Genomic DNA, 13,688 nt, shown 5'->3' on the forward strand with positions numbered 1-13,688 from the left:
CAGCCCCTCACGCGATCCACACCGCGATCAAGACTGCCGCTGCCTTGCCAGGAGAGCCCACATGCTGAGCCGTACCGCCGACCACCTGTTCTGGATGGCCCGCTACACCGAACGCGCGGAAAACACCGCGCGCATGCTCGACGTCAACTACCAGACCTCGCTGCTGCCGCAATCGGCCGAGGTGGCCGAGCAGGGCTGGTGGGCCATGCTGGATATCTCGGAGCTGACGCACGCCTTCGACCACAAGTACGGCCTGCTGTCGCGCGACGACGTGATCGATTTCATGGTCCGCGACATGACCAATGTGTCGTCGATCATGAGCTGCCTGCGCGCGGCGCGCGAGAACGCGCGCGCGGTGCGGGGCTCACTGACCACCGAAGTCTGGGAGACCGTGAACACTACCTGGCTCGACGTGCAGCGCATGATCGCCGACGGCGTGCTCAGGGAAGACCCGTCGCGCTTCTTCGAGTGGGTCAAGTTCCGTTCGCACCTGGCGCGCGGCGTTCAGTTCGGCACCATGCTCAAGGACGATGCCTTTCACTTCATGCGGCTGGGCACCTTCCTGGAGCGTGCCGACAATACCGCGCGGATCCTCGACGTCAAGTTCCAGGCCTCCGGCAGGGATGACAGCGATCCCAACCGCGAGCAGAACGACTTCTACCACTGGGCCGCGGTGCTTCGCTCGGTGTCCGGGTTCGAGGTCTACCGCAAGGTCTACCGCGCGGTGGTGACGCCGCAGCGCGTGGCCGAACTGCTGGTGCTGCGCCCTGACATGCCGCGCTCGCTGGTGTCGAGCATGGACGAGGTGGTGACGATTCTGGCCATGGTGCGCAACCAGCAGTCGGCAGAGACCGAGCGGCAGGCTGGTAAACTCCACGCCGACCTGAAGTACGCGCGCATCGACGACATCTTTGCCGTCGGCCTGCACGCGTACCTGACCAGCTTCCTTGAGCGCATCGGCGATCTCGGCAATGGCATCAGCCGGGACTTCCTGGTGCCGCTGCAGGCGGCCTGACATGGGCACGCCGGCGGCGACCATGTGCTGCCGGCGCCACGCCGTGCCCTGATACCGTGAAATACAAGATCAACCACCATACTGTCTACCGCTATGCCGAGCCGGTGCGCCGCAGTGTGCACGAGCTGCGGCTCGAGCCGCGCTCGGGTCCGCTGCAGACGGTGCACAACTGGCAGCTGAGCACGCCCGGCAACCCGTCCGCGGCGCGCGACGGCTTCGGCAACATCGTGCACAACTTCACAGTCTCCGGCCCGTCGGACACTATCGCCATCGAGGCCAGCGGCGAGGTGGAAGTTCTGCCGCCGCATGGCGACCTCGACCGCGACGGCCACCATGCCTTCTGCGATGTGCCGCCGGCCGGCGAATCGCGCGTGTCGCCGCTGTACTTCCTCGGCAGCACGCCGCTGACCACGGCGCCGCGCGAGATGCAGGCCTTCGCCGCGCCGTTCCTGGCTTCGGGCCATGAAATTCCCGCGCTGCTGGCACTGGCCCAGGCCATCGGCGAACGCGTGCGCTACAAGCCCAATACCACCGATGTCGGGACTTCCGCGGCCGAGGCTTTCGGCCTGGGCAGTGGCGTTTGCCAGGACCAGGCGCAGGTGATGGTGGCGGCGTGCCGCGCGCTCGGTGTCCCGGCACGCTATGTGAGCGGCTACTTCTACGATCCCGCCGCCACTGACCTGGCCAGCCATGCGTGGGCCGACGTTTGCCTGGATCCGCAACGCGAGATCTGGTGCAGTATCGACATCACCCACGGCTGCCTCACCGACGAGCGCCATGTCCGCCTCGCCGTGGGGCGCGACTACCAGTCCGCCGCACCGGTGCGGGGCATCCTGGAGGGCGGAGCCGGGGAGACGCTCGAAGTCAATGTCGTCATCACGCCGCTTGCCGACCCGGTCTAGCTCCGGCCGCCTCAATTAGGTGCCGCATTCCAGAACCGGCACCGATAGGCGGCAGCGGCGCTAGAATCCGTTAATGCAGGCCTCCGGCCGGCCACTCCCGGCCGTCCAACAAGAACACCAGAACAAGACCATGACGTACTGTGTAGCCATGCGGCTGGATGCCGGCCTGGTATTCCTGTCCGATTCCCGCACCAACGCCGGGGTGGACGCCATCTCGACGGCGCGCAAGATGACGGTGTTCGAAGAACCCGGCGACCGCGTGATGGTGCTGATGACCGCCGGCAACCTCGCCATCAGCCAGTCTGTGCGCCAGATCCTGGCCGAAAACCATGACGACAAGCGCTCTCTGTGGAATGCGCGTGACATGTTTGAAGCCGCCTCCATCGTGGGCGACGCGGTGCGCCAGGTACATAAGCGCGACGCGCACGCGCTGCGCGATGCCGGCATCGAATTCAATGTCAGCCTGATCTTCGGCGGTCAGGTCCGGGGCGAGCGGCAGCGGCTGTTCAATATCTATGCCGCCGGCAACTTCGTCGAAGCCACGCCGGAAAACTGTTATTTCCAGATCGGCGAGGCCAAGTACGGCAAGCCGATCATCGACCGGGTCGTGCATCCTTCGCTGCCCCTGGCCGAGGGCGCAAAATGCGCGCTGATCTCGATGGATTCGACGCTGAAGTCAAATATTTCAGTGGGATTGCCGCTGGACCTGCTGGTCTACGAGGCCGATTCGCTGCGCGTGACGCGCTTCGTCAACATCGACGAGCGAAACGCCTATTTCCGCATGATTCGCGATACATGGGGCCACCGGCTGCGGCAGGTGTTCGGCGAGATCCACAACCCGGAGTGGGATGTGACCCAGCAGCCCGACTTCCCGCTGGCGCGTGGCGCGGAGGGCGACTGCTGGGGGCAGCCCGTGCGCGCCAGGCGCAATCCCTCCCGCACCCAGGAATGAGGGGCGGGGCGGCGATGCGCGAGATCATTCATTTTTCCCATGCCAACGGCTTCCCGGTGACGACGTACCGCAAGCTGTTTGGCGAACTGGACGGCGAGTTCGAGTTCCGCGCGGTGGACCGCTACGGCCATCGGCCGCAGTTTCCGGTGACGCGCGGCTGGCCCCATCTGGTGGAAGAGTTGCTCGATGAGGTGGGGCGCCAGTACCGCGAGCCGGTCTGGCTGGTGGGCCATTCGCTGGGCGGTTTCCTGTCGATGATGGCGGCGCTGCGCCGGCCCGAATGGGTGCGTGGCGTGGTGATGCTGGATTCGCCGATCATTGCTGGCTGGCGCGCCTCGCTGCTGAAGACGGCGCAGGTGCTCGGCATGGATGAAAAGCCCGGTCCGGCGGCGGTGACCAGGAACCGGCGCACGCACTGGCCCGACGCCGAGGCCGTATGGCAGCATTTCCGCAGCAAGCCGAACTTCGCCGTGTGGGATCAAGAGGTGCTGCGCGACTATGCGCTGCATGGCACCGAGCCCACCGGCAAGGCCGACGAGCGGCGCTTGCGCTTCGACCGCGAGGTCGAATACTGGATCTACCGCACGCTGCCGACCAGCCTGGGACGCAAGCTCAGGCGGGGCGCGCCAGTGCCGGTCGGCTTCGTCGCCGGTACGCGATCACGCGAGGTGCGGCAGTGCGGCCTCGCGGCCACCCGCAAGCTGGTGGGCGAAAACCTGCGTTTTATCGAGGGCGGCCATTTGTACCCGATGGAGCGGCCCCAGGAGACGGCGCAACTGGTGCGCGACCTGATCGGCGCGATGCGCCGCGACGGGCGCTGAACGGGTATGCGGCGCATGCGCCGCAGCGCTAGCCCGGGGACGTCGGAACGCCCCGGCAGGCCACGCGCGAACCGGCGCTGGCGGGTCGGGTTGTCACAATTTCCGGGTCGGCGCAGAACGGGCTCTCATGTATAATCCCGATTTCCCCGGCAAGCTCGGTTTATGACCAAATTCGTCTTCGTCACCGGTGGCGTCGTCTCTTCTCTCGGCAAGGGCATCGCTGCTGCCTCGCTCGCGGCCATTCTTGAGTCGCGCGGCCTCAAAGTCACCCTCCTCAAGCTAGATCCCTACATCAACGTCGATCCCGGCACGATGAGCCCCTTCCAGCATGGCGAGGTGTTTGTCACGGAAGACGGTGCGGAAACCGACCTCGATCTCGGCCACTACGAGCGTTTCGTCTCGGCCAAGATGCGCAAGTCGAACAACTTCACCACCGGCCAGATCTACGAATCGGTGATCCGCAAGGAGCGCCGCGGCGAATACCTCGGCAAGACCGTGCAGGTGATCCCGCATATCACCAACGAGATCCAGGCCTTCATCGAGAAGGGCGCTGCCGCCTCGCACGACGGCAAGGCCGACGTGGCGCTGGTGGAAATCGGCGGTACCGTGGGTGACATCGAATCGCTGCCGTTCCTGGAAGCCGCGCGCCAGATGAGCCTGCGCATGGGCCGCAACCACGCTGCCTTCGTGCACCTGACGCTGGTGCCGTTCATTGCCAGCGCCGGCGAGCTGAAGACCAAGCCGACCCAGCACTCGGTGCAGAAGCTGCGTGAAATCGGCATTTCGCCGACCGCGCTGCTGTGCCGCGCCGACCGCCCGATCCCGGACGACGAGCGCGCCAAGATTTCGCTGTTCGCCAATATCCCCCAAGACGCCGTGATCTCGGTGTGGGATGCGGACAGCATCTACAAGATCCCGCAGATGCTCAACGAGCAGGGCCTCGACCGCCTGATCTGCGAGGAACTGCGCCTGGATCCGCGGCCGGCCGACCTGTCGATGTGGCAGAAGCTGGTCAACGCCCAGGAAAATCCCGAGCACGAAATCACCATCGGCATGGTCGGCAAGTATGTCGACCTGACCGAGTCGTACAAGTCGCTGATCGAGGCGCTGCGCCACGCCGGCATGCACACCGCCACGCGCGTCAACATCGAGTACATCGATTCCGAGGAACTGGAATCGGGCCACCTCGAAGTGCTGGCCCCGCTGGACGCCATCCTGGTGCCGGGCGGCTTCGGCAAGCGCGGCACGGAAGGCAAGATCCGCGCGATCCAGTACGCCCGCGAGAACAAGGTGCCTTACCTGGGCATCTGCCTGGGCATGCAGCTGGCCGTGATCGAGTTCGCCCGCCACGTGGCCAACATGGCTGACGCCAACTCGACCGAGTTCAACCTCGAAACCGAACACCCGGTGGTCGCGCTGATCACCGAGTGGGTCGACCGCGAAGGCAAGGTCGAGCAGCGCTCGGCCGATTCCGACCTGGGCGGCACCATGCGCCTGGGCGCGCAACGCGTGCCGGTCAAGGAAGGCACCAAGGCCAACGCCATCTACGGCGCAGAGGTCAACGAGCGCCACCGCCACCGCTACGAGGTCAACAACCACTACGTGCCGACGCTGGAAAACGCCGGCATGGTGATCTCGGCCCGCACCCCGACCGAGAACCTGCCGGAAATGATGGAACTGCCGGTGTCGATGCACCCGTGGTTCGTCGGCGTGCAGTTCCACCCGGAATTCACCTCGACGCCGCGCGACGGCCATCCGCTGTTCAAGGCCTACGTCGAAGCCGCGCTGGCCAGCCAGCAGCGCAAGGGCGCCTGAGGCCAGGCGGCAAGAGAGGAGTCTGTCATGAAACTCTGTGGATTCGAGGTCGGCCTCGACAAGCCGTTCTTCCTGATCGCTGGTCCTTGTGTGATCGAGTCCGAGCAGATGGCGCTGGATACCGCCGGCGAGCTCAAGGCCATCACCGCTGAACTGGGAATCCCGTTCATCTACAAGTCGTCGTTCGACAAGGCCAATCGTTCTTCCGGCAAGTCGTTCCGCGGCCTGGGGCTGGAGAAGGGCCTGGAAATCCTGGCGACCGTCAAGCGCGAGATCGGCGTGCCGGTGCTTACCGACATCCACGAGATCGACGAGATCAAGCCCGTCGCGGCCGTGGTGGACGTGCTGCAGACCCCGGCCTTCCTGTGCCGCCAGACCGATTTCATCCGCGCCTGCGCCCAGAGCGGCAAGCCGGTGAACATCAAGAAGGGCCAGTTCCTGGCGCCCGGCGACATGAAGAACGTGATTGACAAGGCCCGCGACGCCGCGCGCGACGCAGGCCTGCCTGACGACGTCTTCATGGCCTGCGAGCGCGGTGTCTCGTTCGGCTACAACAACCTGGTGTCCGACATGCGCTCGCTTGCGATCATGCGCGAGACGGGTGCCCCGGTGGTGTTCGACGCTACCCACTCGGTGCAGCTGCCGGGCGGCCAGGGCACCAGCTCCGGCGGCCAGCGCGAGTTCGTGCCGGTGCTGTCGCGCGCGGCCGTCGCCACCGGCGTGGCGGGCCTGTTCATGGAAACGCACCCGGACCCGAGCAAGGCCATGTCCGATGGCCCCAACGCGGTGCCGCTGTCGCGCATGAAGGAATTGCTGGCCGTGCTCAAGGACCTGGACACGCTGGTCAAGCGCGCCGGTTTCCTGGAAGACAACTTCGGCTGGCCGGCCTGCGCCTGAGCAGGCCCGGTTTTGTCACCACCGCGCCATTTCCGGGCGCCGGTGATGACAAACCATATCGAAAGACAATACAAAAAATCGGGAGATTCTCCATGGCCGCGGGCTATATCATCGCCTACGTCGACGTGACCGACCCCCAGCAGTACGAAGAATACAAAGTGCTCTCGAGCAAGGCCATGCAGATCCATGGCGCCGAGGTGCTGGTACGCGGCGGCAAGACCGAGCCGCTGGAGGGCGAGTGGGCGCCGACCCGCGTCGTGGTGCTGAAATTCCCCAGCTATGAAGCCGCCAGGTCGTTCCACGACGGCGAAGCCTATCGCGCCGCCCGCAAGGCGCGCGAGAATGCAGCAAAGATGAACATGATCGTGGTGGAAGGCGCTGCCTGAGGGTTGTCGGGCAGTTTGACATGCGCCTGACATGGGCACAGGTTGAAGTAATCAGCAGCAGCAAGAATCAACAGTCAGAGAGGAATTCATGAGTGCAATCGTAGATATCATCGGTCGCGAGGTTCTCGACTCGCGCGGCAACCCCACCGTCGAATGCGACGTGCTGCTGGAATCCGGCGTGATGGGCCGCGCGGCAGTGCCGTCGGGCGCTTCGACCGGTTCGCGCGAAGCCATCGAACTGCGTGACGGCGACAAGTCGCGTTACCTGGGCAAGGGCGTGCTGAAGGCCGTCGAGCACATCAACACCGAAATCTCCGAAGCCATCATGGGCCTGGACGCCTCCGAGCAGGCCTTCCTGGACCGTACCCTGATCGACCTCGACGGCACCGAGAACAAGGGCCGCCTTGGCGCCAACGCCATGCTGGCCGTGTCGATGGCGGTGGCCAAGGCCGCCGCGGAAGAAGCCGGCCTGCCGCTGTACCGCTACTTCGGCGGTTCGGGCGCGATGCAACTGCCGGTGCCGATGATGAACATCGTCAACGGCGGCGCGCACGCCAACAACAGCCTGGACATCCAGGAATTCATGATCATGCCGGTGTCGCAGACCAGCTTCCGTGAAGCCCTGCGTTGCGGCGCCGAGATCTTCCACGCGCTGAAGAAGATCCTGGCCGACAAGGGCATGTCCACCGCGGTGGGCGACGAAGGCGGTTTTGCCCCGAATTTCTCGTCCAACGAGGAATGCCTGAACACCGTGGTGCAGGCCATCGAGAAGGCCGGCTACCGCGCCGGTGAGGACGTGCTGCTGGCGCTGGACTGCGCCGCCAGCGAGTTCTACCACGAAGGCGAAGGCGTGTACCAGCTGGAAGGCGAAGGCCTGAAGCTGACCTCGACCCAGTTTGCCGACTACCTGGCCAACCTGTGCGACAAGTTCCCGATCGTGTCGATCGAGGACGGCATGGCCGAAGGCGACTGGGACGGCTGGAAGACGCTGACCGACAAGCTGGGCAAGCGCGTGCAGCTGGTGGGCGACGACCTGTTCGTCACCAACACCAAGATCCTGAAGGAAGGCATCGAGAAGGGCATCGGCAACTCGATCCTGATCAAGATCAACCAGATCGGCACCCTGACCGAAACGTTCGCAGCCATCGAGATGGCCAAGCGCGCCGGCTACACCGCCGTGATCTCGCACCGCTCGGGCGAGACCGAGGACAGCACCATCGCCGACATCGCCGTGGGCACCAACGCCGGCCAGATCAAGACCGGCTCGCTGTCGCGCTCGGACCGCATGGCCAAGTACAACCAGCTGCTGCGCATCGAGGAAGACCTGGGCGATATCGCCAGCTACCCGGGCAAGGGCGCGTTCTACAACCTGCGCTGAATCCCGTCGTCCCCGCTTGCGCGGGAATGACGCAGTAGTACAGAGAGCGGCGGTGGCACGGATTAACATCCGGCCACCGCCGTTTTTGTATCGAAATCTGCCTGGCAATTGCCTTCCGGGCTGACTTCGCAGATCATTGTGCGGAATTTCTTGTCCGCAACCTTTCATGCGTCTGATTTCGTTGCTGTTGTTCGTGTTGCTGCTCGCGATCCAGTATCCGCTCTGGCTGGGCAAGGGTGGCTGGCTGCGCGTCTGGGACCTGAACCGCCAGCTGACCGAGCAAGGTACCCGCAACCAGACGCTCAAGCTGCGCAATGCCAAGCTGGAAGGGGAAGTTGCCGACCTGCAGGACGGTACCGGTGCGATCGAGGAACGTGCCCGCTATGAGCTGGGCATGGTGCGGGAAGGCGAGGTGTTCGTGCAGTTCGTGGCACCGGCACCCAAGGTCAGCGCTACGCCGCCGCTGCCGCCGCCGGCAAATTCCGTCGCCGGGCGCGGCGGACACTGATCAACGTTCTGTTTTGCCGTTGGCGGCACCTGGCCGTCACCACCAGTACGGATAGCCGCCCCAGTAGCCGGGCATCCCCACGCTGACGCCGCCACCCCAGTGGCCGCCGCCCCATCCCCCGTAGAACAGGTTCCAGCTCGTGTTGGGATAGGCGTATGCCCGCGCGTACGCCTCGGCTTGTTGCCGTCGCGCGATGGCGTCAGCCTGTTCGCGCAGCACCTCCTGGTTCAGGGCATCGAGCTTTTGCCGCGCTTCGGGCGTCAGCCGCGCCGGCGGCATGGCGCTCGGCGCGAGCCGCGCCGTCGGAGGCGAGCCGTTGGCGTCGCGTGGGATCTCAGCGCAGCCAGTGGCCAATAGCAGGGCGCCTGCCGCGGCCAATGCAACAGCGCCACGCATCCGGCTGCGCGTGGCGGCCGTTGTCGTGGCGCTGGATTCGGGTAAGGGGAGTGACGCTTCGGCGGACATGGCGGTTCTCAGGCTCGCGGGCACAGCGATCGTACAGCCGTTGGACAGGGCGGCGCGCCGGATGTTTCCGTTACGCCGCTCCCGCTCTCATTCCCCGCTCACGTTGCCGCCACGGATCAATCCGTGGCTTGCCGCCTCAGTGGTGCTGGTGCGCGCCAGCCCCGGCGCCGGTGGCGACGTGGGTGGCCGAGAACAGCTGGGCGCAATCGACCGGGTCGAACTCATAGCGCTGGCCGCAGAAATCGCAATGGATCTCCACGTTGCCGCGTTCGGCGATGATGCTCTCGATCTCTTCGCGCCCCAGCGACTGCAGCATGCCCGCCACCTTGGGACGCGAGCACGAGCAATGGAAATGCGGCGTCATCGGCTCAAACACGCGCAGGCCGGCGTCCTGCAGGTCTTCCCAGAACAGGCGGCGCAGCAGCGTCTCGGGCGACTCGGCCAGCAGTTCTTCGGCCTTGAGCGTGGTGCCCAATTGCACCGCGCGGTCCCAGGTGTCCAGGTCCTGGGCCTTGGCATGGCTGGCCAGCGGAGCGCCGGTCTCGCCCACGTTGGCCGTACCGCCGTAGGAGGGCAGCTTCTGCAGCAGCATGCCGGCGGCGACGCGGTCGTCGGCGGCCAGCCACAGGCGCGTGTCGAGCTGCTCGGATGCCTTCATGTAATGCTCCAGCACCGCGCTGATCGACGCCAGCGGGCCGTGCTCATCCGCCAGCGGCACGATGCCCTGGTACGGCTGCTGGCCCGGCAGCTTGTCCTTCGGGTCAAGCGTGATGGCAAAGCGGCCGTGGCCGTGCGCATGGACGAGGTCGGCCAGCGTGGCGTCGTCGGCAATCTCGGCGCCCTCGGCCAGCTTGGCGGTGGCGCGCATCGACAGGTCGGACAGGCATTCCACCACCAGCATGCGCACCGGGCCGTCGCCGTGCAGCTGCATCACCAGCGCGCCGTTGAACTTCAGGTTGGCCGACAGCAGTGCCGCGGCGGCCACCATCTCGCCCAGCAGCCGGCGCACCGGCGTGGGGTAGCTGTGGCGGCCCAGCACTTCCTGCCAGGTGGCTTCCATGCGCACCAGTTCGCCGCGCACGGGGGCGGCGTCGAACAGGAACTTCTGCAGGGTGTCGGGGGTGGTGGGGGTAGTCTGAGTCACGTTGTCTGTCGGTAATTCGATGGGTGCCGCCGCGGCTTGCGTTCAGCCGATCCGCTTGAGCTGTTGCTTGTACATGGCCTGCCGCGAGGCGTAGGTCTCGGCGTTGCGGTACAGGTTGGCGACGTCCTCGTCGGTCAGCTGCCGCACCACCTTGGCCGGCGCGCCCAGGATCAGCGAGCGGTCCGGGAAGACCTTGCCCTCGGTGACCACGGCACCAGCGCCTACCAGGCATTCCTTGCCGATCACGGCACGGTTCAGCACCACGGCCTGGATACCGATCAGCGAGCCTTCGCCGACGGTGCAGCCATGCAGCATGGCCTGGTGGCCAATCGAGACCTTGTCGCCCAGGATCAGCGGGCAGCCCGGGTCAGTGTGCAGCACCGAGCCCTCCTGGATATTGGTGTCATGCCCCACCACGATCGGCTCGTTGTCGCCGCGGATCACGACACCGGGCCAGGCGCTGGCGCGGGACTTGAGGGTCACGTTGCCGATGACGGTGGCTTCCGGGGCCACGTAGGCTTCGCTGTCGATATTGGGCTTGACGTCGCCGAGCTGGTAAAGCGCCATGAGGTCTCCTGCACGAAAGGCTAATGTTGAAATGGGGGTTGCCGCCGGACTTTAAAGAGTCAGCGGGTCTGTGGGGAACTGCATGGCCAGGCACGCGGGTGGGTGCCGGCGAGGCCCTACAATGGCGGCAGTCCGGATTTTACGCCCATGCCAGAAAAAACACCCGCCACCGCTTTGCCTGATCCGTCACTTTCGCCGCGCCATCGCGCGCTGGTGGTGCTGTGCATGACCGATCCGCGCGAAAAGGCCGGCGCCGCGCGGGCGTTGTACCGCGATGCCATGGCGCTGTCCGATGGAGCGCTGCGTGCGGACGAGGCGATCGATGCCGACGGGGGCCATATCATCCCGGGACGTCCGGAGCGGCCGGCACTGGTGGCGCCGCAGGGCGTCGAACGGCGCCGCTCGCTGCACACGCCCGCCGGCCGCGCGGCGATGATCCACGCGCTGTGCCATATCGAATTCAACGCCATCAACCTCGCGCTGGATGCAGTGTGGCGCTTTGCCGGCATGCCACCGGCCTACTACCGCGACTGGTTGCGCGTGGCCGACGAAGAAGCGCTGCATTTCACGCTGCTGGCCGACCATCTGGGCACGCTGGGTGCGGCCTACGGCGATTTTCCCGCGCACAACAGCCTGTGGGAGATGACCGACAAGACCGCCGGCGACGTGCTGGCGCGCATGGCGCTGGTGCCGCGCACGCTGGAAGCGCGCGGGCTCGATGCCTCGCCGCCGGTGCGCGCCAAACTGGCCAGCGCCGGGGACCATGCCGCCGCGGCGATCATCGATATCATCCTGCGCGACGAGGTCGGGCATGTAGCGATCGGCAACCACTGGTACCGCTGGCTGTGCGCGCAGCGCAAGCTGGAGCCGGTGGCTACCTATGCGCAACTGGCCGAGCAGTACCGTGCGCCGAAGCTGCGCGGGCCGTTCAATCTCGATGCGCGGCGTGCGGCCGGGTTCGACGAGGATGAGCTGGCGTGGCTGGAGGCGTCGGCCGGCTAGGCAGACTGCCGGCGCTGCGCCGCCCGCTCTTCCTCCAGCAACCGCAACACCCGCCGCTGGATCTTGCCGGTGGTCGTCATCGGCAACTGGTCGATGAACTCGATTGCCTTCGGATACTCGTACGGCGCGAGTTGCCCGCGCACATGCGCCTGCAATTCTGCGATAAGCGCCGAGTCGCCGTCGAACGAGCGCGCCACCGACGGCGTCAGCACCACGAAGGCCTTGACCACCGCGCCGCGCTCGGGATCGGGCGAGGGCACCACCGCGCAGTTGGACACCGCGGGATGCTTGAGCAGGCAGTTCTCGATCTCGCTCGGCCCGATGCGATAGCCCGAGGACTTGAACACGTCGTCGGCACGGCCCTGGTACCACAGGTAGCCGTCGGCATCGATGCGCGCAAGATCGCCGGTGCGGCACCAGCGCAGGCCGTCGCGCTCGACGTACTTGCCCGCGGTCGCCGCCTCGTTTTTCCAGTAGCCGAGGAAGAACACCGGGTCCGGGTGCCCGGCGATATCGGTGGCGCAGACCGCGACTTCGCCGTCCTCGCCCGGCGCGCACGGACGGCCTTCATCGTCGATCACCTGCACGCGATGGCCGGGGTAGGGGCGTCCCATCGAGCCGGGCCGCGCCGGCCAGCCCAGGCGCTCGTCGTCGTTCTGCGCGGTGCAGTTGCCGACGATGTAGTTGATCTCGGTCTGGCCGAACATCTCGTTGACGATTACGCCGAGTGCGTCGCGGCACCAGCCGAACACGGTTTCGCCAACCGCTTCGCCGGCGCTCATCAAGGCGCGCAGCTTTATGTCATAACGTTGCCGCGGCTCGGGGCACGCCTTCATCATCTGCTTGAGCGCGGTCGGGAACAGGAAGGTGTTGGTGACGGCGTAGCGTTCGAGCAGCTCGAAGGCGCGCTCGGCGGAGAAGCGGCCCTGGTAGCCGACGATGGGTTTGCCGAAGTACAGCGCCGGCATCAGCGCATCCCACAGCCCGCCGGTCCAGGCCCAGTCGGCCGGGCTCCAGAACACGTCGTCGTCCTGCGGATACCAGTTCTGCGAGCATACAAAGCCGGTCAGGTTGCCGACCAGCGCGCGGTGCGGGATCAGCGCGCCCTTGGGCGGGCCGGTGGTGCCGCTGGTGTAGATCAGCACGGCGGCCTCGTCGGCCTTGGTCTGCTCGGCGGTGAAGGCAGGCAGCTGCGCTGCCAGCAGCACGTCCCAGTCGTGGTCGCCGCGGCCGTGCGCATCGCCGGCGGCGATCACGGTGGCCAGCGCCGGGCATTCCGGGCGCGCGGCAAGCACGTTGTCGATCGAGGTTTCGTCGGCGATCGCCACGCAGGCTTCGCTGTGCGCGATGCGGTAGGCCAATGCCTCCGGCCCGAACAGCATCGACAGCGGCATCGCGATCGCGCCCAGCTGGTAGATCGCCATATGGGCGATCACGGTCTCGATCCGCTGCGGCATCACGATCGCCACGCGTTCGCCGCGCGCCACGCCAAGGCCGCGCAGCGCCGCCGAAAGCCGGTTGGCCTCGGCCTGGATATAGGCGAAGGTATGCGCGTTGCGCCGGCCGTCTTCGTGCTCGGTATAGACGGCGATGCGGTCCATGGTTGCCGGATCCCGCGCCCAGCGGCCGCAGCAGGCTTCGGCAATGTTGAAGTTCGGGGGGATTTCCCAGCGGAAGGATTCGTACAGCGCGTGGTAGTCGTCGCGCCGGCTTGCCGGCAAGGCAGCTGCGGCCATCCAAGGTCTCCAGAAGGTCACCGGTCCGTTCGCCTGGCGCGGCAAGCTGCAAAGGGCGCTGGCCGCTATAATGCGAGCGAACGATCGTTCTATTTTGTCG

The 13,688-nt window shown here is 66.1% G+C and carries 14 protein-coding genes; 10 read left to right on the forward strand and 4 right to left on the reverse strand.

What is annotated here, in order from left to right; translation table 11 throughout:
• Positions 1-61 precede the first annotated feature (61 nt).
• From CTP10_RS05275 to ftsB, 9 genes are all read left to right on the forward strand, one after another.
• The gene (locus tag CTP10_RS05275; RefSeq protein WP_116317637.1) at positions 62-1,015 is read left to right on the forward strand and encodes an alpha-E domain-containing protein; all 954 of its coding nucleotides are present in this window, start codon (positions 62-64) and stop codon (positions 1,013-1,015) included.
• Positions 1,016-1,071: 56 nt separating this feature from the next.
• Positions 1,072-1,917 (forward strand): transglutaminase family protein, encoded by an 846-nt coding sequence (locus CTP10_RS05280; protein ID WP_116317638.1) that lies wholly within the window; start codon positions 1,072-1,074, stop codon positions 1,915-1,917.
• A gap of 130 nt (positions 1,918-2,047) precedes the next feature.
• Positions 2,048-2,869 carry a peptidase gene (locus CTP10_RS05285; RefSeq protein ID WP_116317868.1) on the forward strand — a complete coding sequence of 274 codons (822 nt, stop codon included), beginning with the start codon at positions 2,048-2,050 and terminating at the stop codon, positions 2,867-2,869.
• A 14-nt stretch (positions 2,870-2,883) separates the two neighbouring features.
• A complete protein-coding gene (locus CTP10_RS05290; protein WP_116317639.1) occupies positions 2,884-3,690 on the forward strand; it encodes an alpha/beta fold hydrolase in 807 nt (268 codons plus the stop codon).
• A gap of 162 nt (positions 3,691-3,852) precedes the next feature.
• Entirely contained in the window at positions 3,853-5,505 is a 1,653-nt protein-coding gene (locus CTP10_RS05295; protein WP_116317640.1) for a CTP synthase, read from the forward strand.
• A gap of 27 nt (positions 5,506-5,532) precedes the next feature.
• A complete protein-coding gene (kdsA, locus tag CTP10_RS05300; protein WP_116317641.1) occupies positions 5,533-6,402 on the forward strand; it encodes a 3-deoxy-8-phosphooctulonate synthase in 870 nt (289 codons plus the stop codon).
• A 92-nt stretch (positions 6,403-6,494) separates the two neighbouring features.
• Positions 6,495-6,788, forward strand: a complete 294-nt coding sequence (locus CTP10_RS05305) for a DUF1330 domain-containing protein (protein WP_116317642.1) — start codon at positions 6,495-6,497, stop codon at positions 6,786-6,788.
• A gap of 88 nt (positions 6,789-6,876) precedes the next feature.
• Positions 6,877-8,166 carry a phosphopyruvate hydratase gene (eno, locus tag CTP10_RS05310; RefSeq protein WP_116317643.1) on the forward strand — a complete coding sequence of 430 codons (1,290 nt, stop codon included), beginning with the start codon at positions 6,877-6,879 and terminating at the stop codon, positions 8,164-8,166.
• A gap of 166 nt (positions 8,167-8,332) precedes the next feature.
• The gene (ftsB, locus tag CTP10_RS05315) at positions 8,333-8,674 is read left to right on the forward strand and encodes a cell division protein FtsB (protein ID WP_010808995.1); all 342 of its coding nucleotides are present in this window, start codon (positions 8,333-8,335) and stop codon (positions 8,672-8,674) included.
• Between the two features lie 36 nt (positions 8,675-8,710).
• Here ftsB and CTP10_RS05320 read toward each other — a convergent pair whose 3' ends face one another.
• From CTP10_RS05320 to CTP10_RS05330, 3 genes are all read right to left on the reverse strand, one after another.
• Positions 8,711-9,139 carry a hypothetical protein gene (locus CTP10_RS05320; RefSeq protein WP_116317644.1) on the reverse strand — a complete coding sequence of 143 codons (429 nt, stop codon included), beginning with the start codon at positions 9,137-9,139 and terminating at the stop codon, positions 8,711-8,713.
• Positions 9,140-9,275: 136 nt separating this feature from the next.
• Complete coding sequence (hslO, locus tag CTP10_RS05325) at positions 9,276-10,283, reverse strand: Hsp33 family molecular chaperone HslO (RefSeq protein WP_116317645.1); 1,008 nt, start codon at positions 10,281-10,283, stop codon at positions 9,276-9,278.
• Between the two features lie 42 nt (positions 10,284-10,325).
• Positions 10,326-10,850 (reverse strand): gamma carbonic anhydrase family protein, encoded by a 525-nt coding sequence (locus tag CTP10_RS05330; RefSeq protein WP_116317646.1) that lies wholly within the window; start codon positions 10,848-10,850, stop codon positions 10,326-10,328.
• Between the two features lie 147 nt (positions 10,851-10,997).
• Here CTP10_RS05330 and CTP10_RS05335 point away from each other — a divergent pair, with 147 nt between their 5' ends.
• Positions 10,998-11,852, forward strand: coding sequence for a ferritin-like domain-containing protein (locus CTP10_RS05335; RefSeq protein ID WP_116317647.1), 855 nt, complete (start codon positions 10,998-11,000; stop codon positions 11,850-11,852).
• Here the strand turns inward: CTP10_RS05335 and CTP10_RS05340 are convergent.
• On the reverse strand, positions 11,849-13,588 hold the full coding sequence (locus CTP10_RS05340) for an acyl-CoA synthetase (RefSeq protein WP_116317648.1): 1,740 nt from the start codon (positions 13,586-13,588) through the stop codon (positions 11,849-11,851). The two genes, CTP10_RS05335 and CTP10_RS05340, sit on opposite strands and share 4 nt — an antisense overlap.
• Positions 13,589-13,688: the final 100 nt, after the last annotated feature.

Origin of the sequence: Cupriavidus sp. P-10 (genome assembly GCF_003402535.2) — a bacterium.
GTDB lineage: Bacteria > Pseudomonadota > Gammaproteobacteria > Burkholderiales > Burkholderiaceae > Cupriavidus.

What these genes read in the sequence shown, in the direction of transcription:
- CTP10_RS05275 (WP_116317637.1), top strand. Translation starts at nt 62, where the DNA reads ATGCTGAGCCGTACCGCCGACCACCTGTTCTGGATGGCCCGCTACACC.
- CTP10_RS05285 (WP_116317868.1), top strand. Translation starts at nt 2,048, where the DNA reads ATGACGTACTGTGTAGCCATGCGGCTGGATGCCGGCCTGGTATTCCTG.
- CTP10_RS05290 (WP_116317639.1), top strand. Translation starts at nt 2,884, where the DNA reads ATGCGCGAGATCATTCATTTTTCCCATGCCAACGGCTTCCCGGTGACG.
- CTP10_RS05295 (WP_116317640.1), top strand. Translation starts at nt 3,853, where the DNA reads ATGACCAAATTCGTCTTCGTCACCGGTGGCGTCGTCTCTTCTCTCGGC.
- kdsA (WP_116317641.1), top strand. Translation starts at nt 5,533, where the DNA reads ATGAAACTCTGTGGATTCGAGGTCGGCCTCGACAAGCCGTTCTTCCTG.
- CTP10_RS05305 (WP_116317642.1), top strand. Translation starts at nt 6,495, where the DNA reads ATGGCCGCGGGCTATATCATCGCCTACGTCGACGTGACCGACCCCCAG.
- eno (WP_116317643.1), top strand. Translation starts at nt 6,877, where the DNA reads ATGAGTGCAATCGTAGATATCATCGGTCGCGAGGTTCTCGACTCGCGC.
- ftsB (WP_010808995.1), top strand. Translation starts at nt 8,333, where the DNA reads ATGCGTCTGATTTCGTTGCTGTTGTTCGTGTTGCTGCTCGCGATCCAG.
- CTP10_RS05320 (WP_116317644.1), bottom strand. Translation starts at nt 9,139, where the DNA reads ATGTCCGCCGAAGCGTCACTCCCCTTACCCGAATCCAGCGCCACGACA.
- CTP10_RS05330 (WP_116317646.1), bottom strand. Translation starts at nt 10,850, where the DNA reads ATGGCGCTTTACCAGCTCGGCGACGTCAAGCCCAATATCGACAGCGAA.
- CTP10_RS05335 (WP_116317647.1), top strand. Translation starts at nt 10,998, where the DNA reads ATGCCAGAAAAAACACCCGCCACCGCTTTGCCTGATCCGTCACTTTCG.
- CTP10_RS05340 (WP_116317648.1), bottom strand. Translation starts at nt 13,588, where the DNA reads ATGGCCGCAGCTGCCTTGCCGGCAAGCCGGCGCGACGACTACCACGCG.